21 protein-coding genes are annotated in these 26,311 nt (G+C 68.8%); 7 read left to right on the forward strand and 14 right to left on the reverse strand.

Annotated elements, in window-relative coordinates; all coding sequences use genetic code 11:
* Nucleotides 1-230: 230 nt before the first annotated feature.
* From J2S22_RS30150 to J2S22_RS30170, 5 genes are all read right to left on the reverse strand, one after another.
* Nucleotides 231-470, reverse strand: coding sequence for a hypothetical protein (locus J2S22_RS30150; RefSeq protein ID WP_272780484.1), 240 nt, complete (start codon nt 468-470; stop codon nt 231-233).
* Between the two features lie 115 nt (nt 471-585).
* Nucleotides 586-2,883: an AAA family ATPase gene (locus tag J2S22_RS30155; RefSeq protein ID WP_272780485.1), complete on the reverse strand. Its 2,298-nt coding sequence runs from the start codon at nt 2,881-2,883 to the stop codon at nt 586-588.
* A gap of 496 nt (nt 2,884-3,379) precedes the next feature.
* On the reverse strand, nt 3,380-3,583 hold the full coding sequence (locus J2S22_RS30160; RefSeq protein WP_272780486.1) for a hypothetical protein: 204 nt from the start codon (nt 3,581-3,583) through the stop codon (nt 3,380-3,382).
* Nucleotides 3,584-3,629: 46 nt separating this feature from the next.
* The gene (locus tag J2S22_RS30165; protein ID WP_272780487.1) at nt 3,630-4,016 is read right to left on the reverse strand and encodes a type II toxin-antitoxin system VapC family toxin; all 387 of its coding nucleotides are present in this window, start codon (nt 4,014-4,016) and stop codon (nt 3,630-3,632) included.
* Nucleotides 4,016-4,282 carry a type II toxin-antitoxin system Phd/YefM family antitoxin gene (locus tag J2S22_RS30170; protein ID WP_272780488.1) on the reverse strand — a complete coding sequence of 89 codons (267 nt, stop codon included), beginning with the start codon at nt 4,280-4,282 and terminating at the stop codon, nt 4,016-4,018. The genes J2S22_RS30165 and J2S22_RS30170 overlap by 1 nt, the downstream gene beginning before the upstream one ends.
* Before the next feature lie 561 nt (nt 4,283-4,843).
* Between J2S22_RS30170 and J2S22_RS30175 the strand changes: the two genes are divergently transcribed.
* The 6 genes from J2S22_RS30175 to J2S22_RS30200 all read left to right on the forward strand — a co-directional run bounded on the left by J2S22_RS30175 (nt 4,844) and on the right by J2S22_RS30200 (nt 13,006).
* Entirely contained in the window at nt 4,844-5,434 is a 591-nt protein-coding gene (locus J2S22_RS30175) for an imm11 family protein (protein WP_272780489.1), read from the forward strand.
* Between the two features lie 403 nt (nt 5,435-5,837).
* On the forward strand, nt 5,838-6,149 hold the full coding sequence (locus tag J2S22_RS30180; protein ID WP_272780490.1) for a hypothetical protein: 312 nt from the start codon (nt 5,838-5,840) through the stop codon (nt 6,147-6,149).
* Between the two features lie 422 nt (nt 6,150-6,571).
* Nucleotides 6,572-7,054: a competence protein ComJ gene (gene comJ / locus J2S22_RS30185; RefSeq protein ID WP_272780491.1), complete on the forward strand. Its 483-nt coding sequence runs from the start codon at nt 6,572-6,574 to the stop codon at nt 7,052-7,054.
* A gap of 588 nt (nt 7,055-7,642) precedes the next feature.
* Nucleotides 7,643-8,608 (forward strand): tripartite tricarboxylate transporter substrate-binding protein, encoded by a 966-nt coding sequence (locus tag J2S22_RS30190; RefSeq protein ID WP_272780492.1) that lies wholly within the window; start codon nt 7,643-7,645, stop codon nt 8,606-8,608.
* Between the two features lie 369 nt (nt 8,609-8,977).
* The gene (locus J2S22_RS30195) at nt 8,978-10,264 is read left to right on the forward strand and encodes an ATP citrate lyase citrate-binding domain-containing protein (RefSeq protein WP_272780493.1); all 1,287 of its coding nucleotides are present in this window, start codon (nt 8,978-8,980) and stop codon (nt 10,262-10,264) included.
* Between the two features lie 36 nt (nt 10,265-10,300).
* Nucleotides 10,301-13,006 (forward strand): CoA-binding protein, encoded by a 2,706-nt coding sequence (locus tag J2S22_RS30200; RefSeq protein WP_272780494.1) that lies wholly within the window; start codon nt 10,301-10,303, stop codon nt 13,004-13,006.
* Between the two features lie 189 nt (nt 13,007-13,195).
* Here the strand turns inward: J2S22_RS30200 and J2S22_RS30205 are convergent, their stop codons facing one another.
* The 9 genes from J2S22_RS30205 to mdoH all read right to left on the reverse strand — a co-directional run bounded on the left by J2S22_RS30205 (nt 13,196) and on the right by mdoH (nt 25,083).
* Nucleotides 13,196-13,837 carry a tetratricopeptide repeat protein gene (locus J2S22_RS30205; protein WP_272780495.1) on the reverse strand — a complete coding sequence of 214 codons (642 nt, stop codon included), beginning with the start codon at nt 13,835-13,837 and terminating at the stop codon, nt 13,196-13,198.
* Nucleotides 13,838-14,073: 236 nt separating this feature from the next.
* Nucleotides 14,074-15,405, reverse strand: coding sequence for a GntP family permease (locus J2S22_RS30210; RefSeq protein WP_272780496.1), 1,332 nt, complete (start codon nt 15,403-15,405; stop codon nt 14,074-14,076).
* Nucleotides 15,406-15,821: 416 nt separating this feature from the next.
* The gene (cofH, locus tag J2S22_RS30215; protein WP_272780497.1) at nt 15,822-18,215 is read right to left on the reverse strand and encodes a 5-amino-6-(D-ribitylamino)uracil--L-tyrosine 4-hydroxyphenyl transferase CofH; all 2,394 of its coding nucleotides are present in this window, start codon (nt 18,213-18,215) and stop codon (nt 15,822-15,824) included.
* Nucleotides 18,212-18,919 carry a 2-phospho-L-lactate guanylyltransferase gene (cofC, locus tag J2S22_RS30220; protein WP_272780498.1) on the reverse strand — a complete coding sequence of 236 codons (708 nt, stop codon included), beginning with the start codon at nt 18,917-18,919 and terminating at the stop codon, nt 18,212-18,214. The genes cofH and cofC overlap by 4 nt, the downstream gene beginning before the upstream one ends.
* A complete protein-coding gene (cofD, locus tag J2S22_RS30225) occupies nt 18,916-19,869 on the reverse strand; it encodes a 2-phospho-L-lactate transferase (protein WP_272780499.1) in 954 nt (317 codons plus the stop codon). Before cofD ends, cofC begins: the two co-directional genes overlap by 4 nt.
* Complete coding sequence (cofE, locus tag J2S22_RS30230) at nt 19,869-20,615, reverse strand: coenzyme F420-0:L-glutamate ligase (RefSeq protein WP_272780501.1); 747 nt, start codon at nt 20,613-20,615, stop codon at nt 19,869-19,871. The genes cofD and cofE overlap by 1 nt, the downstream gene beginning before the upstream one ends.
* A gap of 217 nt (nt 20,616-20,832) precedes the next feature.
* A complete protein-coding gene (locus tag J2S22_RS30235; protein ID WP_272840358.1) occupies nt 20,833-22,497 on the reverse strand; it encodes a hypothetical protein in 1,665 nt (554 codons plus the stop codon).
* Nucleotides 22,484-23,227 carry an FkbM family methyltransferase gene (locus J2S22_RS30240; RefSeq protein ID WP_272776863.1) on the reverse strand — a complete coding sequence of 248 codons (744 nt, stop codon included), beginning with the start codon at nt 23,225-23,227 and terminating at the stop codon, nt 22,484-22,486. The genes J2S22_RS30235 and J2S22_RS30240 overlap by 14 nt, the downstream gene beginning before the upstream one ends.
* The gene (mdoH, locus tag J2S22_RS30245) at nt 23,203-25,083 is read right to left on the reverse strand and encodes a glucans biosynthesis glucosyltransferase MdoH (protein ID WP_272776864.1); all 1,881 of its coding nucleotides are present in this window, start codon (nt 25,081-25,083) and stop codon (nt 23,203-23,205) included. The genes J2S22_RS30240 and mdoH overlap by 25 nt, the downstream gene beginning before the upstream one ends.
* Nucleotides 25,084-25,159: 76 nt before the next feature.
* On the opposite strand from mdoH, the gene J2S22_RS30250 reads away from it, so the two are divergent.
* Nucleotides 25,160-26,167: an MDR/zinc-dependent alcohol dehydrogenase-like family protein gene (locus J2S22_RS30250; protein WP_272776865.1), complete on the forward strand. Its 1,008-nt coding sequence runs from the start codon at nt 25,160-25,162 to the stop codon at nt 26,165-26,167.
* Nucleotides 26,168-26,311 lie beyond the last annotated feature (144 nt).

The following is a 26,311-nucleotide window of genomic DNA, read 5'->3' on the forward strand; positions in this document are numbered from 1 at the left end:
TTTAGACACAAGCCGATCTCCGATTCAGACCTCGATGATCGGCACCCTCCGCCCTCACGAACCCCCGAAGAAGGTGGGGCCAAAACGACGCTTACGCATCCTTCGAGGCCCGGCGGAGTTTACACTCGGGCCGCGCGACGCGCGGACCCGGGTGCCGGGCCCCTCAGGATGACGGTCAGGGTTCAGGGCCGTCGGTGTGATCGCACACGCACCCGAGGCGGACCCGTTGTCTATGGTAGCGGGCGCAGCTCGAAGCCGCGCATCCAGATCACGTTCGCCGAGAGCCGGCCCTTGCCGTAGAGCATCGGGATCACCGAACCGGAACCCGACGACTGCACCCGCAGATCCTGCATGCGGCCGCCGTAGACCGTCTGCTTCGCGGTGCCGCCGAACAGGTGCTGGTCGACCATGCCGCCGACATAGCCGCCCAGCATCCGCCCGATCGCCCCGCCGAGGCCGGGCAGCAGCATGTTGCGAACCCGGTCCGGAGCGTACCGCGCTTGCCGAAGTCGAGGTCATTGAGGCTGACGACAATTATGCGACCGCCTTGGCTTCGAAGTAGTGGGATAGGCAAGCCGCACGTCGTCATGGCTTGCAGTATTTCCGGAGGCCCGCAAGATGTTCAGGGTCACTCTGGGCCATTAGGAACAAGAGGGCAGCGTTTGCGTCCCTCGCCTCCTCAACCGTCATCGAAGAGTGACTGATCAGGTCATCGAGATTGTCGGAGTGAGACTCCACTTGGGACAGCCGCTCAAGTGCACTCATACGCGCCGGGTCCAGGGCCGGATTGTTCCTGCAAAGCTCCGCGAGCTTGTCATTGATATTGCCGTTTCGAGGGATTTTGAAAGCAAGGAAAACCTCGATCACACGGCGTAGCACGTTCGGCATCATAAACGCATATTCAAATTGGCCACCTCCCGCCGCTTCGAACTGCAGCACCTTCTGGAAGAGGAAATGGTACTCTGAATCGTATTCGCGCAGCAGAGAGGACATTTCCACAATTGAAGCCGAACGGTTATTGCTCCCGTTCGGAACTGTCACGTCAATGTAGAGTAGTCGGGCCTTCGGTACCTTTGGCGGCTCCGCCCGCGCTAGCCCCTTCCACGCCTTCTTGAATTCATTCATGCAATGCTGGTTGTGCGTCATCACCAGCAGTTGAGCGACATTGCTGAGGCGGCCCCGAATGAGAGCGCAAGCATAATTCATGGCTTTAGTATCAAGACTTGATATTGGATCATCGATTATCACAATCAGTTTACCAGCCTTCTTTCCGTCCGCCTCTAGCGTCGAGAGAAAATAACAAAGCGCAATCGCTGTCTTCTCTCCCTCGCTTGGAGAGCCTTTGACGAGATTGCCCCTACGATGCAATTCATACCCTCTATCGACCGGAGCAATGGTGAGCTCTCCATGCCCGAGATACGCTTTTACAAGCTCGTTAATTTTACTGGCTGCTGGTCCATGCTGCTGTACTTTCGCCCTCAGTCCGGCAATCTCGTCTTCTAGCTTCAAAATAGATGTTTTTGCGCTATCAACAGCCTCTCTCGCGGCCTTACACTCCTGAATGTGCGTGTTGTAGGCGTCAGCACCATCAGCGAGGAAATGCCTGCGGATCGAAATACGAGCCTCTTCCTGATGCCGAGTGAAGTCGTCCACCATGCTGTTATGCTGCTCGCAGAGCGCATTAACTACGGCGACGGCGGCTTCGAACTGCCGTTTCGTTTCTTGAACCTCTTTTAGGGTAGGCAGTCCAGTCTCGACCGGGGCGGTCGGAGCACCGCGCCGGACAGACAGGCCCGCAATAGCCTTTCCAAGTGCCGACGATACTACATCGACTTGCAGTAAGAGGTTCGCGACCGCCTCTGCGTATTGAACACGGATTTCTGCCGAGAATTGTTCTTCTTTCGGGAGCGACGCGGCAGCAAGTCTCAAGGCCTCGGCAGTCTTCCGTGCGCGCTCATCTTCGATTTCAAGCTGCTCAATGAAGCTCGCAACCGTATCATCGAAAGCGCAACTCAGAAGCTCGCGTCGCTCCTCTGAAATTTCACTCCCACAATAAAGACAAGAGGATAGTTTATTATCAACATGATAGTCATGGCCGACTTTCACCCATGTTACCATCGACGGATGTCTATCGAGCCCCTCGACCACGACGCTGCCGATCGTTTTCGGGCAGAGTTCAATTGCGGACGTGACGGCCCCGAGGACAGCAGCCACCGGCATTTCGACGAGGCTAACTTTTGGAAACGGCTCGGCGCGTGCGCATGCGTCAGTCGCTGCATTGAGCGCGGCGTCACTCAGAATGGATTGTTCGTCAAATACGAGCTTTTTGTAATCATCGACGAGCTGAGTAGCTTCATACTTGCGACCTGTTTGACGTAGGCGCTCGGATATCGTACGGGCGCGCTCGCGTTTGTAGGTGGCAAACGCCTTGTCCCTTTCGGACAACACCTTCTCTTCAGCAGCGAGAGTCGAATTCGCGCTTGGTCGTACCCCCTCCAATGCTGCGAGCTTTTTCACCGCCTCGCCTTGCTCGGCGCTGATTGTGAACACTGGGTTAGCCTTGCCATCGGCCCAGTGTAGGTTCTCCTCCACGAAATCTGTGTTAAAAACACACACTCGCGTTTCAAGCCCCGCCAGTTTATCGGGGCAGGCGTAGACTGTACCGTCGGTCATTTCGACTTCGAAAGTGCAGTCTAAGGGCAATCCCTCCGGACGACTTCCCTTTTGCAGCGCTGCGAACACGCGCGACAGCGTGCTCTTTCCTGAGCCATTGAAGCCGTAAATGAGATTGTATTGGGAAAATCCGATTTCTGGCGTTTTCTTCGTCCGCTCTGAGAGAACTGCTGCCCCCTTCAGCTGACGAATATTCTTAATGATCACCATATAGTCCCCCCCAGCCGACAAGGCTGATCGATTGGCTACTTTAACACGCTTCAAGTCTTGGCTGCACCTGTGCGACTGAGAGAATTTTGTCCATATGTGAAAATTCGGGGGGTATCCGCCGAACCTAAGACGCTGATTTGACGCCCGTTTATCGCGCGAAAGCCCGGTGCACAATCCGGGAGGGTGTTCGCGAATCGCCGCCCAACTCGGCAGCACGATCTTGCGGTCCCAACAAGATGTCCGCCTCGGTTCACACCCCGCCCTCCACGATTCGCGGTAGCCGGAACGCGTGCCTCAGCTTGGCGCGCCACCAGTCGGTCAGCGCCTGCTCGACCACTTTGCCCGCCTCACGGTGGCAGTGGATCAACCCGCCGTCCGGCGCGACGAAGGCGCAGTGGTGCGCCGGTCCCTTGCCGGCCCCGAACAGCAGGATGTCGCCCGCGAGCGCTTCCTGGGGCGCGATCTCCTCGCCGGCCCTTGCCGTAGAGCATCGGGATCACCGAGCCGTAGCCCGACGATTGCACCCGCGATCCCGCATGCGGGCGCCGTCGACCGTCTGCTTGGCGGTGCCGCCGAACAGCTGCTGGTCGACCATGCCGCCGACATGGCCGCCCAGCATCCCCCCGATCGCGCCGCCGATCCCCGACAGCAGCATGGTGCCGAGGGCGTCGCCGCCCACGGTGAGGACGATGCGGGCCATTGTCGGGTTGCCCTCGCAGGCCATCGGAACAGAGGGCGCGCTGCCGCTACGCCTTCAGCGCGAGGCGGTGGTCGACGAGCGCTCGGTCGACGGTCGCGAGCCGAAGGTCTTCGACTTGGCATTGCGCCAGCAACAACCGATCGAATGGATCGCGCGTCTCGGGCTCCGGCTCGGCCGCCGTGATCACGTGCCTGGCTTCGATCGGAAGCAAGGTGAGGCCGACCGCCTCGAGATACCCGGCAACGTCGTCGAGCAGCATTCCCAGCTCGAGCTTGCCGAGCCGGGTCTTGATCGCGATTTCCCAAAGGCTCGCCACGCTCACATGGCCGACGGTCCCCGGATCGACGAGACGGCTCGCGATGCCGGGGTACTGCCGGTCGAGGCTCCGCCGGAGCAGAGCCAGCACGACATGGGTGTCGATCAGGACGCGCATCAATCCTCGGGCCGCGGATGCAAGAGCACGTCTTCGGGCAATGGCGCGTCGAAATCGTCGGCGATGAACCGGACCGGCTCCTCGACTCCCTTGGCCAGCAGATAGGCTTCGCCAGCGGCGAGGTTCAGCCCGCCCCGCTGCCGGTGCGGGACCAGGTCGAGCACGGGACGACCGTTGCGCGTCACCACGATCGTTTCGCCGCCTTCGACGGCGCGGGCGAGCTCGGTGAGGCGGTTCTTGGCCTCTCGGATCGAGACGGTTTTCATGGGTCGAATGTAGCTACATGTGGCCACTCGGTCAATCCCCGCCCGCAAGCACGGATCCCACGACTCCGCCGGGGCGGATGACCTGCTTGCAGCAAGCCGTAGCCCGGCTTCCTTCGTAGCCCGAGCGGAGCGAAGCGACGGCTGGGGTCGGCGCTGCCGCAGATCCCGGGTTTCGTTGCACTCAACCCGGGCTACGGTGGCTACGGCACTGAAGAGCGGCACCAGCCGCATGCGCCCGCAGGACTGGAAGTCCGGCGACCGCCTGGGGGTGGTCGAGGTGATCCCCCGTTCGGGGGCACTGAAGAAATGGTGAAGGACCTCAAGGCGAAGGTGTTCGCGGAGCGGGAGCTGAAGTATCTCACGAGTGGGGCGACTGGCCGAGAAGTGAGGGGACTATAATGAGTGGTCGTCCCTCGAAAGCGAAAAGGGGCAGTCAAGACGCGGATGTCGCTGTGCGCCTCCGTCCGGGATGCGCTTGCTGAACGAAGCATATTCCATGAATCCGTTTCGGCTTCACAGTGCGTCGGGCGACTAAGCATCGAGCCAGACAGGAGACAAGCCATGCCATACGTGGTGGGCCTAGTGAGATCGGGAAGAGATCCATACTCCTACATCGAGTTTCCCCCTGAGGAGCACGACGAGGAAACCGGGGGGGGGTTTTGGTTCTCCGCGCTGGGGGGGCCGATCGAGGAGGAACTCCTGCCGAAACGCACGCTCAAGGCGGTGAAGCGATCGAAAAAGAAGGATCCGGAGTTCACATTCGCATACGGGTCGCAGCCCTGCGTGACGGAAAAGGTGAAGGCCATCATCGAGCGTTTCGAACCAGGCGTTCACCAGTTCTTTCCTGTTGAAATCAACTCCCCGAATGGGACCGTGCTCGAGCGCGGCCGCTACATGCTCAATGTCACGACCTTGGTCGATGCCATTGCCGACGGGAAGAACCACAGCTCGGATCCCGGGGATCCTCGCTATTCGTCGCCATCAACCTGCGGCGTTCCGCTCAGCGTGCGCCACCGAGACATCGCGGGTCTTCACCTTTGGCGGGATGAGCGGATCGCGGCCGAGGTCCTGTTCATGTCGACGGAGCTTTTCGACGCGCTGAACGACGTCGAGCGCCTGCGCGTCGTTGCCAATCCCCTCATCCTGGTCTGAACAGAGCAGACACCATGGGTTTATTTCAGCGTCATCATCTTTGGACCCGGTCGGCGTTCGGCCAGTTCCCCGTTCTCCGGCTCATCGGATTACGGGATTACGGTGACAGTGCACTCAATCCGCTGGGCTCCGAAGCCGAGGGGGCACACCGGATCCGGAGCCGCTTCGGCTTCAGCTTCGCGGAACTGCGGCGGCGGGGCGTTCAATGAGGACTGCCCGAGGCCGGCCGTCATCCGCCCAACCAAGATTGAGTGCACTGTCACCGTAATTCCCGGATCGGCCCGGCACGCGACAACTCGTTCATCGCTCTCCGCATAAGCGGTGGACCATGGCGACACCTGCCGCACACCAACAAAGTTGACGGATTCGAGCTATGAAGGTGGACCAGCAAGGTGGCGGACCCATGGATCTCGGGACCCTGATTGATCGTCTTCCGGAGGGATTGGAAGACGACCTTTGCATCTTCGCTAAGAAGCCATGGACCGCAACGTCAGCTGCAATCACGGCGGCGTTGGAGGAGGATTCCAAGCCTCCCGAAGACCTTCTGGAGAAGGGATATTCCTACTTCCTGGAGGTTCATGCTGCGAAGGAAGCGCTTGAGGCATTTGGTGGGCGCTCCCCGACAAAGCTAGAAAAGCGGGACTTGCTCATATTCTATGCAGAAAATGACGCTTTCCCCGAGTGGATGCATGCTCGCGGGCCGCAGGATGAATGATCACCAAGGTCGCCCCATTTTTGCGAGCGGCTGAGTGCGAGAAGAACGCGCCGGCGTAGCCCCGCATTATCCGCCGACTGACTTGGACCTCGGGAGGCACCGATGACCCTTGCGAAAAGTGCATGGTGAAGCTGCAGAACACGCGCCCGGCGCGATTCGATCAGGGAAGCCGAGCCTGCCGACAATCGATCGGGCCGGCGCAAGGACGTGACGTTCTGAGGCGCTTGGTGGTCTTGACGAGATCCTCGGTAAGCATCTCCATGAATGTCCGCCCGCCATGTTCGAAGAGGGAGAAACGGGGGCCAGTGTTCGGCCAATTAATCCGCGAGACAGCATGTCCGCCGGCGCATGCCTCGGTATGCGTGCCGTGGCTTTCCGGATGGCCAACTATTGGGTATCAGAATCATAATTATGGATTGACCATGAGCATCACGTCCTTCGAACTGGAAGTTTCGTACGGTCAGATTGCGGTAATCTGCAGGGGGCTGACACAGCCCTTCAACGATTGGACGGAGCGACACGTCGCGCAAGGATTTGCCTGGCGTCCTGGAAGTGTTTCGTTTCGAACTCTCGAAGAGTTCGGTGCCCACACGATAGAAGTCTTGGTGCCAAACCGTGCAGATCCAATTGACGGTACAGTTGCAAGAGCAATTGAGGTGCCCTTTGAAATTCCAGAAAATGGAGCGGTGGACATAGCAAGTATCGCCGACGCTGCTTCTTTGAGGCTCCCCGCCGGCCCTTGCCTGCTGCGATGTGAGATGACTGCAAAAGACGACAACACCAAACCGCACGTGCGATTTGTATTCGCAAGAATGAATGCGGGACGATTCGGAGTCGTCAGAGCTGATGACGGGATCTCTGCTGGGGATCGATACTTGACCGCTGCCGAGCCGGCCGGATCGTGAAAGTCCGTTCGAAGGTCCAGTTCAGTGATACGGTGAAAGCGCTGGACTGCACCCTGCGATGAGACACGGTAATTTCTGTGACAGGCATTGCGAGGATGACCTGTGGCAGCGAGAGGAAAGATCCGTCGGTTTCCGACGGCGTTCAAATTGAAGGCGATCGGGCGTGCCGAAGGCGGCGAAGGCGTTTTGGCCGGATTACGGTGACAGAGCCCTCAATTCGCCGGGTTCGGAAGCCGAGGGCACACCGGATCCAGCGCCGCTTCGGCTTCAGCTTTGCGCCGCGTTGCGGTTGCGAACGACCGACTACCGAGTGCTCTACGTCACACTCCGCGCAATCCGTCTCACCGTCTGCTGGCGTCCCCCTCGCCCCGCACCCACGCCGCCCGCGTGCCGGCCCGACGTGCCACACCGCCCGCGCGAGATCGTCCGGATCGCGCTACCGTTTTGTCCCGTAAGGGTTTGGTCGGACGCGAGCGTGCATGCGCGGGCTCGCAACGCATGGTATCACTCCTCGCCAGCCTGCAGACCCGGCGGCCGGTTCCGGCCCGCTCGATCTTCCCGGAAAGAAGGGCAAGGAGGACTTTGCAGATGCGTTTGTCGACGATTGCCGCGGCTGTGGTTCTCGCAGCCACGCCGGCCGTGGCCCAGACCTATCCCGATCGTCCGATCACCGTCGTGGTGCCGTTCGCGGCCGGCGGCCCGACCGACACCATCGCGCGGATCACCGCGGCCAGCATGCAGAAGGTGCTCGGCCAGCAGATCATCATCGAGAACGCGGTGGGCGCCGGCGGCACCATCGGGTCGGCCCGGGTGGCGCGCGCCGCGCCGGACGGCTACACGCTGCTGATCCATCACGTCGGCCTGTCGACGGCGGCGACCCTGTATCGCAAGCTGCCCTACGACACCAAGACGGCCTTCGTGCCGCTCGGCCTGGTCACCGAGTCGCCGCAGACCATCATCGCGCGCCCGGACTTCGGGCCCAACACGCTCCAGGAGCTGATCGCCTACATCAAGGCGAACGGGACCAAGGTCACCTACGCCCATGCCGGTCTCGGCGCCGCCTCGCAGCTGTGCGGCATGCTGATCCAGACCGCGATCCAGACCCAGGTGACCACCGTGCCCTACAAGGGCAACGGCCCGATCATGAACGACCTGCTCGGCAAGCAGGTCGACATGACCTGCGACCAGGCGACCAACACCACGGGCCCGATCACCTCCAAGCAGGTGAAGGCCTATGCGGTGACCACCAAGACCCGGATGAGCACATTCCCGGATCTGCCGACCGCCGACGAGGCCGGGCTGAAGGGCTTCGAGATCAGCGTCTGGCACGGCGTCTACGCGCCCAAGGGCACGCCGCCGGAGGTCGTCAAGAAGCTGTCGGACGCCATCGTCGCCGCCATGAAGGACCCGGAGCTCGCCAAGCGCTTCCGCGACATCACCACCGAGCCGGTCGCCCCCGAGCGGGCCACCCCGGAGGTGCACCAGAAGATGCTGATCAGCGAGATCGACCGCTGGGCGCCGATCATCAAGGCGGCCGGCCAGTACGCCGACTGATCCGCGGCTCGCCTGATCACGCCGTCGACGGCCGGGGCCCGCGCCCCGGCCGTCTTGGTTTCGGCAGCCCGCAGTCCGTAGGGTGGGCAAAGGCGCGCCGATGGCGCGCCGTGCCCACGCCGTCCGGCCCCGCGCGGTCATAACCGCATGGTCACGACCGCGTGGGCACGGCGCGTTCCGCGCCTTTGCCCACCCTACGGTGCTGCTGCGGCGCAGCAGGAGAGCCTGCATTTTCATCAGCGCTTTCGTGCGCCACATGGGGTATCCCCGGATCGACGAGCGCGGCGGGCGAGCCTACAACCGGACAGCGGCCCGGTATCTCAGGACCGCGGCCGGTCGCGGCCGCGGCCGGGACCGCGGGAGCGACCGATGCAGATCACGGGCATGCTCTACGGCTCCAAGCTCCTGCAGTTCGCGGGCTTCCCCACATCCGAGGTGCTCGGGCCGGGGGCCAGCGAGGCCGAGATCAAGAGCCTGATCGACCGGCACGGCGGCATCGTCATCAAGCCGGTGTTCAAGGGCGGCGTCGGCAAGAAGGGCAAGGCCGGCCTGATCGGCATCGCCCGCGACCTCAAGACCGCGCTGAAGGAGAAGGAGCGGCTGTACTTCGCCGAGCTCACCTCGGGCGGCTTCAGGTTCAAGGCCAACGGCGTCACCTTCGAGGGGCTGGTGCCGGCCGAGCACGAGGTCTACTTCTCGATCACCGACGCGACCCGCTTCCGCGCCCCGACCATGACGCTCACCCACAAGGGCGGCGTCGACATCGAGGAGCTCGACAAGAGCCAGGTCGCGCAGATCCCGTTCGACTCGCTCACCGGCCTCAAGGCCTTCGTGGTGGCGAACGCGCTCTCCGCCCTGCACGCGCCGAGCGCCATCATCTCGCCGCTGGTGCAGAGCCTGCCGAAGATGTGGGAGCTCTATCACGGCTACGGGATGACGACGCTGGAGCTGAACCCGATCCGCATGCGCCCCGAGCGCGACGGCCGCCTCACCCCGGTCGCCTGCGACTTCAAGTGCGGCTTCGACCGCGACGACAGCCGCTGGCTCAGGCTCGGCCTGCCGGCCCATCTGTTCGCCGTCGACTACTCGGACTTCGAGCAGGAGATCAACCAGCTCCGCACCTATCAGGGCCAGAGCGACGTCTACGTGATCAACCCGCACGGCACCATCCTGGCGCCGACCTTCGGGGGCGGCGCCAACTCGCTGGTGTCGGAGATCCTCGGCGACCTCGCCATCATCTCGTCGGACTTCGGCGGCAACCCGCCCTACGCCAAGATGCGCGAGGTGGCGGCGATCTGCTTCAAGCACTGGCTGGCCCAGTCCAACGTGCTGTTCATCGTCGGCGGCAAGGCCAACAACACCGACATCTTCGAGACGCTGCGGGCGATCGCCGACGCGCTGCGCGAGTATTTCTCCAAGAACGGGCCGACGCCGCTCTACGTCGTCGCGGCGCGCGGCGGGCCCAACCTGGTCCGCGGCTTCGGCGCGCTGCGCGACACCGTCGAGGCGCTCGGCCTGCCCTACCGGATCTTCGGCTTCGACTCCGACATCAGCGAGGTGATCGGCTACGCCAAGCGGGCCGACGCCTGGATGCGCGACGGCGGCCGCGCCCTCGTCGCCGAGAGCCTCAAGATCGCCTCGCCGACGGCGGCCTGACGCGCGATGCGCCCGGCATCCTCAACGGACACCACCATGCACAAGGACGGCATCGGCCCCTTCAAGTACTTCGTGGGCATCTCGTCGCTCGACCAGGTGGCGTCGCGCCACGACCGGGTCTGCGTGCTCAACGTGCTCGGCGGCGAGTCGAAGGACGTCACCCCGGTCGGCCACGTCTATTCGGGCGGCAACGTGGTGTTCGGCACCTCGCCGGGCCGCTCGGGGCAGTGGCTCAAGACCTCGCTCGGCGGCATCCCGGTCTACAACGACGTGCGCGAGGGCCTGGAGAACGGTCACCGCTTCAACTGCGGCGTCATCTACCTGCCGCCGTCCGGCGCCCGCGACGGCGTCGCCGAGCTGATCCGGGTCAATCCCGAGCTGCGCAAGATCTTCATCGTCACAGAAAAAATGTCCGTGCACGACTCGCGCGAAATCCGCGCGATGGGGCAGCAGCACGGCATCGACATCTTCGGCGGCAACAGCCTCGGCGTCGCCGACTCGTGGAACGAGGTGCGCATCGGCGGCGCGCTCGGCGGCGACGCGCCACGCGAGGCGCTGCGCCGCGGCTCGATCGCGATCTTCTCCAATTCCGGCAACTTCACCACCACGATGGCGACCTATCTGCGCATGGCGGGATGGGGCACCACGACGCTGATCTCGTCCGGCAAGGACGTCTACATCCACTTCGCCGCGCCGGAGTTCGCCTACTGCCTCGCCAACGACATGCGCAGCAAGGCGGCCGTGCTCTATGTCGAGCCGGGCGGCCATTACGAGCTGGAGGCGACCTTCACCAAGCCGGTGGTCGCCTGCGTGGTCGGCCGCTGGAAGTCGAAGCTGACGCGCCCGGTGGGGCACGCCGGCGCGATGTCGGGCGGCGACGACGACGCCGCCGCCAAGGAGCGCTGGTTCATGGAGAAGTTCGGCGTCGACGGCGTGTTCACGCCGGAGCGGCCGGTCTTCTCGCGGCGCGGCGCCGTGGTCACCAACATCGCCCACATCACCCACGCGCTCACCGCCGTGATGCAGGCCAACGCCTGCCTGCCGGACTTCGAGCCGGAGGGGAACCTCAATCTGAAGCCGTGGTTCGGCTCCAGCCTCGGGCTGCCGCTGCCGCCCGAGCTGGATCTCCCGGTGGTCGAGGCGATGGAGCCCTACGGCCGCGAGATCGCCCGGCTCAACCGCCAGCTCGGCGCCGCCTTCCCGCGCCAGGCCATGAAGGACGCCTCGGGCGCCTCGCAGATGGATCCGGCGACCCAGGTCACCACGCTCAACGGCGTCTCGGTGCTCGACGCCGCCCAGCATCCGTTCGAGGCGAACGTCGCGCTGGCGCTGCTGCGCCAGGTCGGCGGCCCGAACGACCGCGCCCTGATCAACACGCTGGTCGGCGCCAGCCTGAACCTGCACGGCACGCCGCTGCTCGCCGCCGCGCAGGCCGCCCGCGAGGCCGGCAACGCGCCCAACGCCGTGCTGGCCGCCGCCGTCGCCATCGCCGGGCCGAAGCCGTTCGAGGGCACGCGGCGGCTGGTGCGGCTGCTGCTCGAGGCCTTCGCCCATGCCGGCCTGCCGAGCGTGCTCGACGACGGCTTCGACGTGACCACGGCGACGCTGCCCGAGGAGAGCCGCGCCCTGTTCGTCGGCGCGGTGCCCGATCCGATAGCCGCGGCGCTGATCGACGGCGTCGCGGCGCGCGGCGCGAAGTCGCCCTTCGTGCGCTGGCTCGCCACCCTGCCGGGTCCGCCGACCGGCGACGCGGCGCGCGCCGCCATCGCCGCGACGCTCGCCTGGGGCCCGCTGATGCGCAAGCGCATCTCGCCCGTCACGGCCGAGACGCTGCCGTGGTGGCTGCATCTGTTCGGCGTGATGATCGGCGCCTCGGTCGAGGCCGGCGAGCATGCGCCGGACGGCTTCTGCGGCGTTTCGAACGAGGCGCTGATCCGCGAGGCGTCGCTCGGCGCCGTCGCCTACAAGGCGCTCACCGGCCGCGACGGCGACGCCGATTCGCTGTTCGCCTTCCAGACCCTGATCGGGCTGCTGCTCTCCAACGGCCCCGGCACCATCACGGCGCAGGGGGCCAAGGGCGCCGTCTCGTCGGACGGCCCCGAGTCGCCCGAGCGGGTGCAGCTCAACAAGGCGGTGCTCGGCTTCCTGAGCCATTGCGGCTACGCCCACGGCGGCAACGGCTACGAGGGCATCGCCTTCCTGATCGACCGCTTCGAGCCGCTCGGCCTCGTCGATCCGGGCGACCGCGACCACGGCATCGACCTCGCCGCGCTGGCGAAGGACTACGCCGCCGCCTACAAGGCCTACAAGGCGGAGAAGAAGGAGGCCGGCAATTCCGGCCTGCAGAAGATCCCGGGCGTCAACCACCCGGTGTTCAAGGACAAGCCCGTCAACGTCGATCCGCGCGAGGCCTTCGTGCGCGAGCTCTACGAGCGGCGCGGCGAGTACAACGTCTTCCACGCGTTCTATCACGCCGTCGTCGAGGCGCTGTTCGCCGCCGGACTGTCGCGCAACGTCTACTGCGTCAACGTCGACGCGCTGCTCTCGGCGCTGCTGCTCAAGCTCCTGTGGCGGCCGTTCCGCGACGGCGCGCTCGGCCGCGACCGGCTGGAGACGGCGGCGTTCACGATCTTCCTCTACGCCCGCATGCTCGGCTGCGCCGCCGAGGCGGACGACCACACGAGCCGGGGCCGCGACATGGACACCCGCACCCCGGCCTCCAAATGCGCCTTCGTGTCGTGAGCCGCTCCCGACCCGCCGCGCGCCTGCGGCCCGGGCCGGACGCGGCTGATCGATCGGCCGTCGTTCCGGGGCGCGCGCGACAACGCGCGAACCCGGAATCCAGCGGCACGCGCCGCGATCCTGGCTGGAGTCCGGGTTCGCGGCTTCGCCGCGCCCCGGACTGACCGGGGCCTGATCGGGCCGCCGGCCTCAGCCCGCCTCGCGGGCGGCGGCGAGGTTGCGCCGCACCAGCGGCTGGTCGGACAGCGCCAGCGCCTGCTCGAACACGGCCGCCGCGGCGGCGCGGTCGCCGGCGTGGTTCATCAGCAGCGTGCCGAGATTGTTGAGGGCGACGAAGTCGGTCGGGTCGTTCTCGGCGGCGCGCCGGAAGGCGGCGATCGCCGCGTCGCCGTCGCCGGCGGCGAGCCGCGCGGTGCCCTCGGCGAAGTCGCGCTTGCCGGCCATCGCCCTGGCATAGGCGGCGGCGTCCTCGCACAGCGCGGCGCGCCGCGTCAGCACGCCCCGCTCCGGGCAGTCGGGATCGGCGAGCGCCGCGCGCAGGCGCCGCAGCGCCCGCTCGCGGTCGCCCGCCAGATAGGCCGCCTCGGCCAGCGCCCGCAGCGTCGCGGGCGCCGCGCCCCAGGCGTCGACGAGCCGCTCCAGCACCGCCTCGGCGCCGGCCGGATCGCCCTGGGCGAGCCGCGCCAGCGCGAGATTGTGCAGCACCCGCCGCGTGTCGCCCTCGATCGCCTGCATGCGCCGGAAGGCGCGCTCCGCCTTCGCGTAGTCCCCGGCCGCCATGGCGTTGAGGGCGAGGCGCTCGTGCAGACGCAGCAGCAGGGATCGGAGCATGGGCCTGCCCTCCGCTTTCCGGCCGATCGACTCGCGGTTCGACCCTCTCCCCTCGCGGGTCGCGCTCTCGCGCGACAAGAGGGTGCCCTCGCGGAACGCGAGGGCGGGTGAGGGGACGTGCCACGACGTCCGAGTCTGTGGCGGCCCCCCTCACCCGTCTCGCCGCTGCGCGGCGAGCCACCCTCTCCCGCGAGGGGAGAGGGAAGCCCTGCCCCGTAGACGGAAGCCGCCGCCGGTCAGATGGCCAGCGACAGCAGCCAGGCGAACAGGAAGGCCACCAGGCCGCACACCAGGGTGGCCGAGGTGTAGAGCTTGTAGGCGGTGTTCACCGGCATGTTGGAGAACTGCGACACGACCCAGAAGTAGCTGTCGTTCGCGTGCGACACCACCATCGAGCCGGCGCCGATGACGACCGCCGTGATGGCCGGGTCGAGCCCGAGCGTCCCCATCAGCGGCGCCATGATGGCGGCCGTGGTGATGATCGCCACGGTGGACGAGCCCTGCGCCGTCTTCAGCGCCGCCGAGATGGCGAACGGCAGGAACAGCCCGAGCGGCAGCTGCGCCATGTTCTCGCCGATGAAGGTCTTCATCGGCGAGGCGGCCAGCACCCGGCCGAACGAGCCGCCAGCGCCCGTGATGGCGAGGATGATGGCGGCGTCCTTGATGCCCTGGCCCATCCACGAATCGACCGCGACCGAGAGCTCCTTGCGCGGCACCAGGAACAGGCTGGCGACCACGCCGAGCATCAGGGCCGTCACCGGATCGCCGATGAAGTCGAAGAAGATCTTGAGATTGCCGTTGCCGAACGGCCGGGTCGGGAAGTCGGCGAGCGACTTCAGGAGAATCAGCACGATCGGCAGCACCAGCGGCAGGAAGCTCATGAAGGTCGACGGCAGCTTGCCGTACTTCGCCATGAGGTCGCTGTAGCTCTCCTCGACGCCGGGCGAGATGTCGTACTTCTTGCCGAGCAGGCTCGCCCAGGCGAGGCCGGCGAGCGAGGACGGGATCGCGACGATCATGCCGTAGAGGATGACCATGCCGAGATCGGCGCCCAGCGTCGCGGCGGCGGCGAGCGGGCCGGGCGTCGGCGGCACCATCGTGTGGGTGGCGTAGAGGCCGGTGGCGAGCGCCACCGCCATCACGCCCATCGAGGTCTTGGTCTCGGCGGCGAGCGCCTTGTTGAGGGGCGTGAGAATCACGTAGCCCGAATCGCAGAACACCGGGATCGAGACGACGTAGCCCGCGATGTTCATGGCGAGCGGCGCGCGCGAGCGGCCGACCATGCGCAGGATCGCCTGCGTCATCACCAGGGCGGCGCCGGTCTTCTCCAGGATGTAGCCCATGATCGTGCCGGCCACGATCACGATGCCGATATAGGTGAGGGTCCCGCCGAAGCCCTCGCGCACCGCCTTGACGACGTCGAGCGCGGGCATGCCGATCGCCAGCCCATAGGCGAAGGCGATCACGATCAGGACGACGAACGCGTTGACCTTCCACTTGCCGGTGGCGAGCACGATCAGGACGACCGCGAGCGCCAGCAAGAGGATCGATACCGATCCTGACACCATGTTGGGAATCCTTCTCCGACCCGGGAGGGAAACTGCGGGGTCGGCTGGAAGACCGCTATACGCCCGCCGCGAAAGCGCGGGAATCCGGTGTCTTGCGCACGCCGTCTTGCGCAACCGCGGCCGACGCCGTGCTCAGTGGCGGCGTGCGACGTGGCGGTGCGCCTCGGGCCTTTCCCTCTCCCCTCGTGGGTCGCGCGCTGGCGCGACGAGAGGGTGGCTCGGACCGAAGGTCCGAGACGGTGAGGGGGGCCTCCACGAGTTCCGAGCGCGCGGCACGCCCCCTCACCCGCCCTTGCTTCGCAAGGGCACCCTCTTGTCGCGCGAGAGCGCGACCCGCGAGGGGAGAGGGAAGAAAGGCCGTGCGGCGGCTCGGTGAGTCAGAACCCGGACACCCGTGGTCCGCGGAGCAGGGTGACTCACCGCGCCGCGGCGACCGCGGTGGTCAGCGGCGGCAGGGCGGCGGCGGCGTGCGAGGTGGCGATCCGCTCGGCCGGCGGGGTGCCGTAGAGCGTGGTGCGCTGGCGCGGCGTGCGGCCGACGCCGCGGATCAGCGCCTCGAGCGCCGCGGGCGTCATCTCCTGGCCGTGCGCCGCCCCGGCCGCGCGGGTGATGCTCTCGTTCATCAGCGTGCCGCCGACGTCGTTCGCCCCGGCGTTCAGGCAGTACTGGGCGCCCTCGACGCCCATCTTCACCCACGAGGTCTGGATGTTCTTCACCAGCCCGTGCAGCACCAGCCGGCCGATTGCGATCATCAGCACCGACTCGCGGAAGGTCGGGCCGAGCCGCGACTGGCCGCGCAGATTGATCGGCGCCTCCATGGCGACGAAGGGCAGCGGCACGAACTCGGTGATCCCGCCCGTGCGCTCCTGCACGCGGCGCAGATGCAGCAGATGGCGGGCCCAGTGCTCCGGCCGGTCGACATGGCCGAACATGATGGTGGCGGTGGTGGCGAGGCCGCTGCGGTGCGCCGCCTCGACCACCTCGATCCACTGCGCGACCGTCACCTTGTCGGGGCAGATGATCGCCCGCACCTCGGGATCGAGCACCTCGGCGGCGGTGCCGGGCAGCGTGCCGAGGCCGGCGTCGCGCAGCATCGGCAGGAACTCGGCCGGCGTCAGCCCGAGCGTCCGGGCGCCCTGGAAGGTCTCCAGCGGCGAGAAGGCGTGGATGTGCAGGTCGGGCAGCTCCGCCTTGATGGCGCGGCAGAGCGCGACATAGAAGTCGCCGGTGTAGTCCGGATGGATGCCCCCCTGCAGGCAGACCTCGACGGCGCCGCGCTCCCACGCCTCGCGGCAGCGCGCGACGACGTCCGGGATCTCCAGCTCGTAGGGCTTGCCGCGCAGGTGCTCGGTCGTCTTGCCCTTGGAGAACGCGCAGAAGCTGCAGCGGTACGAGCAGATGTTGGTGTAGTTGACGTTGCGGGTGACGACGTAGCTCACCGTGTCGCCGTTCACGTCGCGGCGCAGCGCATCGGCCGTGTTGCACACCTCGGCGAAGGCCTCGCCGCGCGCCCCGAACAGCGTCACGATCTCGGCCTCGCTCAGCTCCGTCCCGCGCGTCGCGCGGGCGAGGATCGGCGCCAGCGACCCCGCCCGCGGGCCGATCGCCGGCAGCGCCGGCAGCGCCGCGCTGGCGCCGGGCGTCCACGTCTCGACCCGCGCGAGGCCCTCCGAATCGCTCGCCCGCAGCACCGCGGTGTGCAGGCCCTTGTCGATCCAGCGCCCCCGCTCGGCGATGTAGCGGCGGTGCACGGCGAGCCGCGCCACCAGCACCTTGCCGGCCGCCGCCGTGTCGCGGGCGAGCGCCTCGAGATGCGGCCACGGCTTCTCGGGATTCACGTGGTCGGGCGTCACCGGCGAGACGCCGCCCCAGTCGTCGATGCCGGCGGCGACGAGGGCGCGCAGATAGCCGGAGCCGAGATTGGGCGGCGCCTGCACGGTCACCTCGGCCGGCATGATCAGCCGCGCCGCCGCGACGCTCCACAGATGCTCGGCCGCGTCCGGCTCCGGATGGTGGGCCATCCGGGTGCCGGGCTTGGCGCGGAAATTCTGGACGATGATCTCCTGCAGGTGCCCGTGCGTCGCGTGCAGGGCGCGCAGCGCCAGCAGGCTGACGATGCGCTCGGCCCGCGTCTCGCCGATGCCGATCAGGATGCCCGACGTGAACGGCACGCTCGCCGCGCCGGCCGCCGCGATGGTGGCGAGCCGGACCTCGGGCTGCTTGTCGGGCGAGCCGAAATGCGGCAGGCCGCGCTGCATCAGCCGGTCCGACACGGTCTCCAGCATCAGGCCCTGCGACACCGAGACGGCACGCAGCCGCGCGATCTCGTCGGCCGTCATCGTGCCGGCGTTGAGATGCGGCAAGAGGCCGGTCTCGCGCCGCACCAGATCCGCCATGGCGAACAGATAGTCGAGCGTCGTTCCGTGGCCGAGCCGGTCGAGCTCCTCGCGGGCGGCGCGGTAGCGCAGCTCCGGCTTGTCGCCGAGCGTGAACAGCGCCTCCTGGCAGCCGGCGGCGACGCCGGCGCGGGCGATCGCCAGCACCTCGTCGGGCGTCAGATAGGCCGCCTCGCCGCGCCGCGGCGGATGCGCGAAGGTGCAGTAGTGGCAGGAATCCCGGCACAGCTGGGTGAGCGGGATGAACACTTTTCGCGAGTAGGTGATGCGGTCGCCGAAGGCGGCGTCGCGCCGCGCCGCGGCGGCCCGCATCAGGGTCGGGCCGGGCTCGATCCCGGCGAGCAGCCGCGCCTCGTCGTCGCCGAGCGGACGGGGGGCGCGCGCCAGCGCCAGAAGATCGAGGGCTCCGCTCATCGTCTCACCTCCATCAGCGGCGCCTCGCGCTCGACCATGGCCGCGAGCCGCGCCGAAAGCTCCGGGCCGAGATCCGCCACCAGGCGGCCGGCGCGCGTCTGCGCGCCGCGGGCCACGAAGGCGGCGAGATCGTGCGGCTCGTCGATGTCGAAGCCGAAGCCGGGCACCTCGACCACGGTCGGCTCGATCCCCTGCCGTCGCGCGGCGTCGAGATGGGGGTAGAAGCTGTCCGGGCCGAAGCGCAGCGGCACCGCGTCGGCGGGCGAGCACACGATCGCGTTCGAGCCCTGCAAGTCGCGGGCCGGCGCGATCGTGAAGGCCGGCGCGGCGCGATGGGCCGCCATGACGCGGCGCACGTCGGCGGGCACGAGCAGCGGCAGGTCGCCCGGCAGCGTGATCATGCCGAAGCCTTCGGCGACGAGGCGGCGGGCCGCGCCCGTGACGGCGCCGGTGTGGCCCTCGCCGGCATGCGCGTCGGTGACCTCGGCGCCGTAGCGGCGCGCCAGCGCCGCCGCGGTGGCGTCGGCCGTCACCACCAGCACGCGCGCGAGTTCGGGCACCTGCGCCAGCACCTCGAGCACGTCCTCGGCCATCGCCATGGCGAGCGCGCTGCGGGTCTCGGCCGGCAGCACGGCGGAGAGCCGCTGCTTGGCGCCGACGACGCCCTTGATCGGCACCACGGCGCACAGTCTCGTGGCGGTCATGCGCTGGCTCCGAGGCGGTCGGCGAAGGCGAGCACGTCGGCGGCGAGCCGCTCGCGATCCGCCAGGGTGATCATCAGGGTCCGGGTGGCGATCGCCGGCACGTGCAGCGCGTCGAGCGCGGCGCGGTCGGCCTCGTCGATCACGTAGCCGTCGAGCAGGTCGCGATAACGCTCCGCCACCGCGGCCGCCGTGGCGGCGCCGCCCAGATCGGTCAGCATCGCGGCGGTCGGCCCCTTGACGGCGCGGCCGCCGATCAGCGGCGACACGGCGATCACCGGCGCCTTGCAGGCGGCGAGCGCCGCGCGCATCCCCGGCACGACGAGAATCGGCTCGATGCTGATCAGCGGGTTGGACGGGCAGATCACGACGGCACGCAGATCGGGCGCGGCGAGCGCAGCGAGCACGGCCGGCAGCGGCGTCGCCTCGGCGGCGCCCGCGAAGGCGAGCTCGCGCACCGTCAGCGCCGCGCGATGGCCGACGAACCAGTCCTGGAAGTCGAGCCAGCCCTGGTCGGTCCTGACACGGGTGCGCACCGGATCGTCGGTGACGGGAAGAATCCTGGTGGCGATGCGCAGCGAGGCGCACACCTCGGCCGTCACCTGCGACAGCGGCACGCCCTGCGCCAGCCGGTGGGTGCGCATCACATGCATGGCGAGGTCGCCGTCGCCGAGCCGGAACCAGCTCGGCCCGCCGAGCTCGGCGAGCGCCGACATGAAGCTCCAGGTCTCGCCGGCGCGGCCCCAGCCCTGCTGCGGATCGGCGAGGCCGGCCAGCGTGTAGACCAGCGTGTCGATGTCGGGCGAGACGTGCAGGCCGAGATGCGAGAAGTCGTCGCCGACATTGGCCACCACGGCGAGGGCGCCGGGTGCCAGCCTGCGCGCCAGGCCGAGCGCCAGCTTGGCGCCGCCGATGCCGCCCGACAGGGCGACCACGGTGCCGGTCGCGGCCATCAGCGGAACAGATCCTCGCCCGCGCCGCGGATCAGATCCGCGGCCGGGCGGTCGGGGCCGTCGAGGACGAGGCCGCGCACCAGAACGGCGGGCTGGCCCTCGGCGCCCTGCCCCATCAGCAGCGAGGCGGCGGCGGCGATCTCGTCGGCGAAGCCGGTCTCGGTGACGCGCAGCGGCCGGCCGTAGAGGTCGGGCTCGCCGCGGAGATCCCGCAGCGCCGGCAGGCCGGCGGCGCCGAGCGCGACGCCCACCGTGCCCTGCCGCCACGGGCGGCCGAAGCTGTCGCTGATCACGACGGCGACGGAGAGGCCGAAGCGCGCCGAGAGCGCCTGCGACAGACGCGCCGCCGAGGCGTCGGCGTCCTCGGGCAGCAGCAGCACCGGGTCGCTGCCTTCGACGGGATCGACATTCGAGCGGTCGATGCCGGCATTGGCCATCACGAAGCCGCAGCGGTGCTCGACGATCAGCACGTGCTTGGAGTGCCGCACGACGCGGCGCGACTCGCGGAGAATCACCTCGACGAGCCGGGCGTCCTTGTCGGTCTCGACGGACAGCCGCTCGGCCTCGGCCGACGGCGTCACGGTCGCGAGGTCGACATAGCGGCCTTCCGCCTTGGAGACGATCTTCTGGGCCAGCACCAGCACGTCGCCGGGCGCGACGCCGCCGGCCGCCTCGATGGCGCTCGCCAGCAGGCCGGCGAGATCGTCGCCCGGATGCACCAGCGGCAGGCCGGGCAGCGCCAGCATGGCGAGACGGCGCGCCGCAGCGCCGGTATCGAGGCCGGGGACCGGCGCGGGCTCGGCGGGACGGATCCGCGGGGACAACGGAATGCTCATCGGTTCGGGGGCCGTCGGGCGCGGCGCGTCGGGGGTTCGGTCTCGTGACGATCGGTGTCGTCGGAGCGTTTATCCGCCGTCGCGCGCCCCAATGCAAACGGCCGCAGCGTGCCCGCCGTTCCGTCCGTCAACCTTCGGACGAAACGTCCCGCAAGCCGGCACAGCGCGCGGCGGCGAGCGCCGTGGCGCCGGTCAGGGCGGCCGGAACGGCCCACCACGCGTAGCGGAAGTCCGCCGCGACGCCGACCAGGGCGAAGCTCGCCACGTAGAGGACGGCGGAGCCCGGCACCGCCAGCGCGAAGGCGCCGGCCGGCGTGCCGCGGTGCCGCCAGGCGAAACCGACGACCAGGAGGCAGGCGAGAAGCCAGGCGCCGGCCCGGAACAGCGGCGTCGGCTTCAGCACGTCGTGCACGGCCAGCATCGCCGCGAAGGCGCTGTTCTCGGGCAGTGCGAGGCGCGTCTTGTCGTCGAGGTCGAGCACCCACAGGGTGAAGTTCGCCTGCGTCAGGAACTGGGTCGTGAAGGCGGCCCGGTGGGCCAGCCAGGCGAGCGGATGCGCCAGCACCGCGTCGCGCCAGGCCGTGCCGATCACCGGCGTGCCGAACACGCCGTCGCGCCGCTCCAGCCGCTCCATCACGAAGGCGCAGGGGCGGCCGTACCAGTAGGCGTCCCACAGATAGGGATCGTAGCAGTCCGTCACGAGCCGGGCGCGCTCCGCCGCGGTCCACTCGCCGGGCAGGCGCACCTCGCCGGAGAAATGCGTGATGCCGCCGAGATCGAACACCGCGAGCGAGTGCTGCGGATGCTCGCGCGCCGCGCCCAGCGCGCCGTAGTAGACGAGCTGCAGGACGACGAACAGCGCGATCCCGGTCGGTATATAAAGCAGCACCGCCCGCTTTGCATGAAAAGCCGCCGGCCACAGCGCATAGGCGACCAGCACCGGCGCCGCGAACACCCCGTTGGGCCGCAAGAGCACGCCGAGCACGATCAGGCCGAGCGCGGCGAGGCGGAGGAGGAGGCGGCCGCTTCCGACCCTCTCCCCGAGGGAGAGGGTCGGCCGCGAGCGCAGCCCGCGGCCGGGGTGAGGGTTTACGGCGCTGACGGCTGGCCTCGGCTCCCCCTCACCCGCCGCGCTTCGCGCGTCGACCTCTCCCCGCCGGGGGGGGTTGCATCGTCCGTCATTCCGGGGCGCACCGAAGGTGCGAACCCGGAATCCAGCTCCGAACTCGGCATTCTGGGTTGGATTCCGGGTCCGACGCTCCGCGTCGTCCCGGAATGACGAATTCTGCGAAGCTCTCCGCCGGGGCGATGCGGAAACGAGCGCCAGCGCCGCGGCGAGCAGCCAGACGCAGCCGAACAGCACGTCGCGCCAGAGGATGCCGAGGAACATGAATCCCGGCGGCGCGAAGCCGAGCAGCACCGCGATCACGCCGAGCCGCGGCGTGCGCCGCGCCAGCGCCGCCCCGACCAGGGCGAAGCCGCTCCAGTACAGCGCCGCGCCGAGCAGCAGCATGCCGCGCGCTCCCGGCGCCACGGGATCGATCAGCCGCCACAGCCACGCCATCACGGGCGACTGCCAGTCGCCATAGGTGCCGGCGCGCGCCGCATCGAGCACGAAGCGCGCGTCGTAGGTCATCACGCCGGGCCAGAAGACGAGAAGCGTCAGCGCGACGCCGATGAGCGCGATGATCACGATCGCGACGAGCGGAGCGGCGCTGCGCTCCGGCGCGAGGCCGCCGGGCGGAACGGCGATCCGCGGGTCGGCGGTCGTCCGCGGGTCAGCGGACCGCATAGACGTCGCCGGAGTTCGCCTCGTGCGGCAGGCCGAGAATCCACTCGCGCATCGCCGCGGCGTCCTGATCGCCGGCGTGCACGAAGGCGTGCGACTCGCCGAGCGACGCGCGGAACCGGGCGTATCCGAGCGCCGCGCAGCGCTCCAGCGCGGCGAGCGCGACGTCGCGCTGGATGGTGGTGAACTCGAAGGACAGCGCCGCGACCGACTGCGACAGGCCGAGCAGCACCTCGGCCTCGAAGCCCTCGACGTCGATCTTGACGAAGGCCGGCACGCCGTGACGGGCGATCAGCGCGTCGAGCGTCGTCATCGCCACGGTGCGCCGCTCGGTCCAGCGCTCCTGCGACCAGCCGGGCGCGCCGGCCGCGGCGGCGACGAAGTCCTTCGACGCCGTCGAGATGGTCGGGTTGCGGGTGTTGATCAGCAGCTCGGCGAATCCTTCCGTGCGGCCGATCACCACCGGCTCGATCGCCACGGCGCGGTCGCGCCCGTACAGCACCTCGAGCACGGTGACGAGCTGCGGCTGCGGCTCGACCGCCACCACCCGGGCGCCGAGCCGGCGGAACGCCGCCACCCGGTCGCCGACATGGGCGCCGATGTCGAACACCAGGTCGCCTGTCGACACGAAGCCGGAATACAGCCGGTCGAGCCCGTCGCGGTGGCCGCGCCGACCGTGATAGGTCCGCAGCGAGGCCAGGACCCCGGTCAGGGTGCGGAGGCGCTGGAGCATGACGGGAGCCCGACGGCCGGAGGCGAGGCGACGAGGGAGGGGGGCGACGACGAGGACGACGGCGGGGACGACGAGGGCGGCGAGGACGAGGACGAGGACGAGGACGAGGCGGCCGCCAGCGCCCGCAGCACCGCCGGCGGGTCGCGCTCCTCCGGCAGCCGGCAGACCCCGCCGGCCGCCAGCAGCCGGCCGAACCACGGGGCGGCCGTGATCGCGGCCAGCGGCACCGCCAGCGCCGGCCCCAGCGCGATCACGGCGGCATAGGGCAGCGCGGCCGGAACCGTAACAAAAACAAGGAGAAGCACCGCCGCGCCGAGGACCGTCTGGGGCCACAGCAGGCGCAGCGCGGTGGCGAGCGGCACCGCATGGTCGTCGCGGGCCTGCGCGGCCCACCCGATCCCGCGCCCGAATCCCAGCCGGATCAAGAAGATGGTGTGGGCGAGCCACATGATCGGCACGAGCAGCTGCATGAATGCCATCGCCGCGACGGCGCTCGCGACGAGTCGCGGGCCGCCGCCGAAATCCCTTGCGCCGGAAGGCCTTGTCAGCATGGCGAGGAGGCTCGCGAGCTGCGGCGCGAACCACATCGGCAGCAGGATCCAGAACAGCGCCAGGGCCGGGCCGGCCGCGATCCCGTCGCCGAAGGCGGCCGCCAGCGGCCCCAGCACGGTGAGCCCCACCCATGCGGGCGAGCCGAAAAACATAAGAATCGCAAAGAGAAGCTGGTAGCGACTGACCGGCTTCAGGCGCGGCAGGCCGAGGAAGCGCCAGTACTGCATGTTGCCCTGGCACCAGCGCAGGTCGCGCCGGACGAACTCCATCAGGGTCGGCGGATTCTCTTCGAATCCAAGGGTTTCCTCGGGCAGCACGCGGACCTCGAAGCCGGCCCGGCGCATCAGCACGGCCTCGATCTGGTCGTGGCTCAGCACGTGCCCGCCGAGCGGGCCGGTGCCCGGCAGCGCCGACAATTCGCAGTGCGCGATGAAGGGCTTGAGCCGGAGGACCGCGTTGTGGCCCCAGTACGGGCCGCAGTCCGCCTGCCACCAGGCGCTGCCGACCGTGTAGGAGCGCATGCCGAGCCGCATGCTGTACTGGAACAGCCGCGCGAACCCGCTGGTGGCCGGGCGGCCGATCACAAGACCTTGAAGAATACCGAGTTTCGGGTCCGCCTCGACGATCCGCACCAGCCGCAGCACCGCCTCGGCCGGCATCACGCTGTCGGCGTCGAGGGTCACGGCGTAGTCGTGCAGATGCCCGTAGGTGTTGCAGAAATCGGCGATGTTACCGGCCTTGAAGCCGGCATTGTCGGTGCGGCGCCGCCAGGTCAGGCCGAGGCGGCCGTCGAACGCCGCAGCGAGCTGCGCGAACGCCGCCCGCTCCGCCGCGGCAATGGCCAAGTCGCTGGTATCGCTCAGGATATAGGCGTGGAAGCGGTCGCCCAGGCCGCTCGCGGCCAGCCCGTCGAGCAGCGGCCGCAGGCCGCGCACGATCCGCTCCGGTGCCTCGTTGCGGATGCACACCAGGATCGCGGTCGAGCCGGCGATCGGGGCGGTCGGCGACACCCGGGCGGCCGCCGGCAGCACCGTCGCGACCGCGTCGCCGGCGACCCGCAGGATCAGGAAGCCTATGACGGCGTTCCAGAATCCGATGACGGTCCAGGGCAGCGTCAGGCCGAACAGGACGAGCAGCAGATGATCGAGGAGCGACAGCCCTCCGGGCGACAGGGCTGCGGCGGCCAGCCCCAGCAGGCCCGCCATGGTCGCCGCGACCAGTCCGGCGAACAGGGCGCGGCGACCTGCGACCGGAAAACTGCGTTGTGCGTCCGAGGGTTCGGCCGCGACCGCCTCTGCCGACATGCAGTCCCCCTGCCCTGATGCACCGCGCGCGGGTATAGCGGTGCGTCCGATCCCCGGTCCAATAACGGATGTGCGAGTGACCCGAGACCCGAGCGCCCCGCCCTTCCCTCCCCCGGCCGACGCGCTGTGGACCGTCGCGCCCGGCCGCACCGAGATCCGTTCCGAGCCCCTGCCCGCCCCCGGCCCGGGGGAGGTGCTGGTGCGGGCCCGCCACGGCGCCCTCAGCCGCGGCACCGAGCGGCTGGTGCTGGCCGGCCGGGTGCCGCCGGCCGAGCACGACCGCATGCGCGCGCCGTGGATGGCCGGGGCATTCCCTTTCCCGGTGAAATACGGTTATTCCACGGTGGGATACGTCGAAGCCGGCCGGCCGGATCTGGTCGGCCGCACGGTCTTTACGCTGCATCCGCACCAGACCCGCTTCGTGCTGCCGGCCGACGCCGTGGTGCCGGTGCCGGAGACCGTCCCGGCGCGGCGCGCCGTGCTGGCCGCCAACATGGAGACGGCCCTCAACGCCGTGTGGGACGCGGGCGCCGGTCCGGCCGACCGCATCGCGGTCGTGGGGGCCGGGGTGGTCGGCCTGCTGGTGGCGTATCTGTGCGCCCGGCTGCCGGGCGCCGCCGTGACGGTGGTCGACATCGCCCCGGACCGGGCCCGTCTCGCGGCCGCGCTCGGCGTCGATTTCGCGTCGCCGGACAAGGCCTTGGGCGAGTGCGACCTGGTCGTCCACGCGAGCGCCAGCGCCGCCGGCCTCGCCACGGCATTGGGTCTCGCCGGGCTCGAGGCGATGGTGCTGGAGCTGAGCTGGTACGGCGACGGCCCCGTCGCGGCGCCGCTGGGCGGTGCCTTCCACAGCCGGCGCCTGACCCTGCGGTCGAGCCAGGTCGGCCAGGTGTCGCCGTCGCGGCGGCCGCGCTGGACCCATCGCCGGCGGCTCGAGGCGGCTCTGGGACTGCTCGCCGACGACCGGCTCGATGCCCTGCTGGCACCGGCCGTGCGGTTCGCCGAGCTGCCGGCGCGGATCGCCGCCATGCTCGCGCCGGACGCCGGGGTGCTCTGCCCGGTGATCGACTATCCCACTGACTGAGAACCGGAAACGCCGCGCGGCGGCCGGGGGGGGGGGGGGGGGGCCCCCCGGGGGGGGGGGCCCGCGGGGGGGGGGGCGGGGGGGGGGGGGGGCCACCCCCCCAAACGGTCGGGTTGCCACGAACATCGGCGGGTGAAACGTAGC

The organism is Rhodoplanes tepidamans (assembly GCF_030813915.1).
Taxonomy (GTDB): Bacteria; Pseudomonadota; Alphaproteobacteria; order Rhizobiales; family Xanthobacteraceae; genus Rhodoplanes; species Rhodoplanes tepidamans.

Coding starts and splice junctions, on each gene's coding strand:
- J2S22_RS30195 (WP_272780493.1), top strand. CDS start 8,978: ATGCAGATCACGGGCATGCTCTACGGCTCCAAGCTCCTGCAGTTCGCG.
- J2S22_RS30205 (WP_272780495.1), bottom strand. CDS start 13,837: ATGCTCCGATCCCTGCTGCTGCGTCTGCACGAGCGCCTCGCCCTCAAC.
- mdoH (WP_272776864.1), bottom strand. CDS start 25,083: ATGTCGGCAGAGGCGGTCGCGGCCGAACCCTCGGACGCACAACGCAGT.
- J2S22_RS30170 (WP_272780488.1), bottom strand. CDS start 4,282: ATGAAAACCGTCTCGATCCGAGAGGCCAAGAACCGCCTCACCGAGCTC.
- J2S22_RS30200 (WP_272780494.1), top strand. CDS start 10,301: ATGCACAAGGACGGCATCGGCCCCTTCAAGTACTTCGTGGGCATCTCG.
- cofE (WP_272780501.1), bottom strand. CDS start 20,615: ATGCTGGCGCTGCCCGGCCTGCCGCTGGTGCATCCGGGCGACGATCTC.
- J2S22_RS30190 (WP_272780492.1), top strand. CDS start 7,643: ATGCGTTTGTCGACGATTGCCGCGGCTGTGGTTCTCGCAGCCACGCCG.
- cofC (WP_272780498.1), bottom strand. CDS start 18,919: ATGACCGCCACGAGACTGTGCGCCGTGGTGCCGATCAAGGGCGTCGTC.
- J2S22_RS30240 (WP_272776863.1), bottom strand. CDS start 23,227: ATGCTCCAGCGCCTCCGCACCCTGACCGGGGTCCTGGCCTCGCTGCGG.
- cofD (WP_272780499.1), bottom strand. CDS start 19,869: ATGGCCGCGACCGGCACCGTGGTCGCCCTGTCGGGCGGCATCGGCGGC.
- comJ (WP_272780491.1), top strand. CDS start 6,572: ATGAGCATCACGTCCTTCGAACTGGAAGTTTCGTACGGTCAGATTGCG.
- J2S22_RS30175 (WP_272780489.1), top strand. CDS start 4,844: ATGCCATACGTGGTGGGCCTAGTGAGATCGGGAAGAGATCCATACTCC.
- J2S22_RS30150 (WP_272780484.1), bottom strand. CDS start 470: ATGCTGCTGCCCGGCCTCGGCGGGGCGATCGGGCGGATGCTGGGCGGC.
- J2S22_RS30210 (WP_272780496.1), bottom strand. CDS start 15,405: ATGGTGTCAGGATCGGTATCGATCCTCTTGCTGGCGCTCGCGGTCGTC.
- J2S22_RS30235 (WP_272840358.1), bottom strand. CDS start 22,497: ATGCGGTCCGCTGACCCGCGGACGACCGCCGACCCGCGGATCGCCGTT.
- cofH (WP_272780497.1), bottom strand. CDS start 18,215: ATGAGCGGAGCCCTCGATCTTCTGGCGCTGGCGCGCGCCCCCCGTCCG.
- J2S22_RS30155 (WP_272780485.1), bottom strand. CDS start 2,883: ATGGTGATCATTAAGAATATTCGTCAGCTGAAGGGGGCAGCAGTTCTC.
- J2S22_RS30180 (WP_272780490.1), top strand. CDS start 5,838: ATGGATCTCGGGACCCTGATTGATCGTCTTCCGGAGGGATTGGAAGAC.
- J2S22_RS30160 (WP_272780486.1), bottom strand. CDS start 3,583: ATGGCCCGCATCGTCCTCACCGTGGGCGGCGACGCCCTCGGCACCATG.
- J2S22_RS30165 (WP_272780487.1), bottom strand. CDS start 4,016: ATGCGCGTCCTGATCGACACCCATGTCGTGCTGGCTCTGCTCCGGCGG.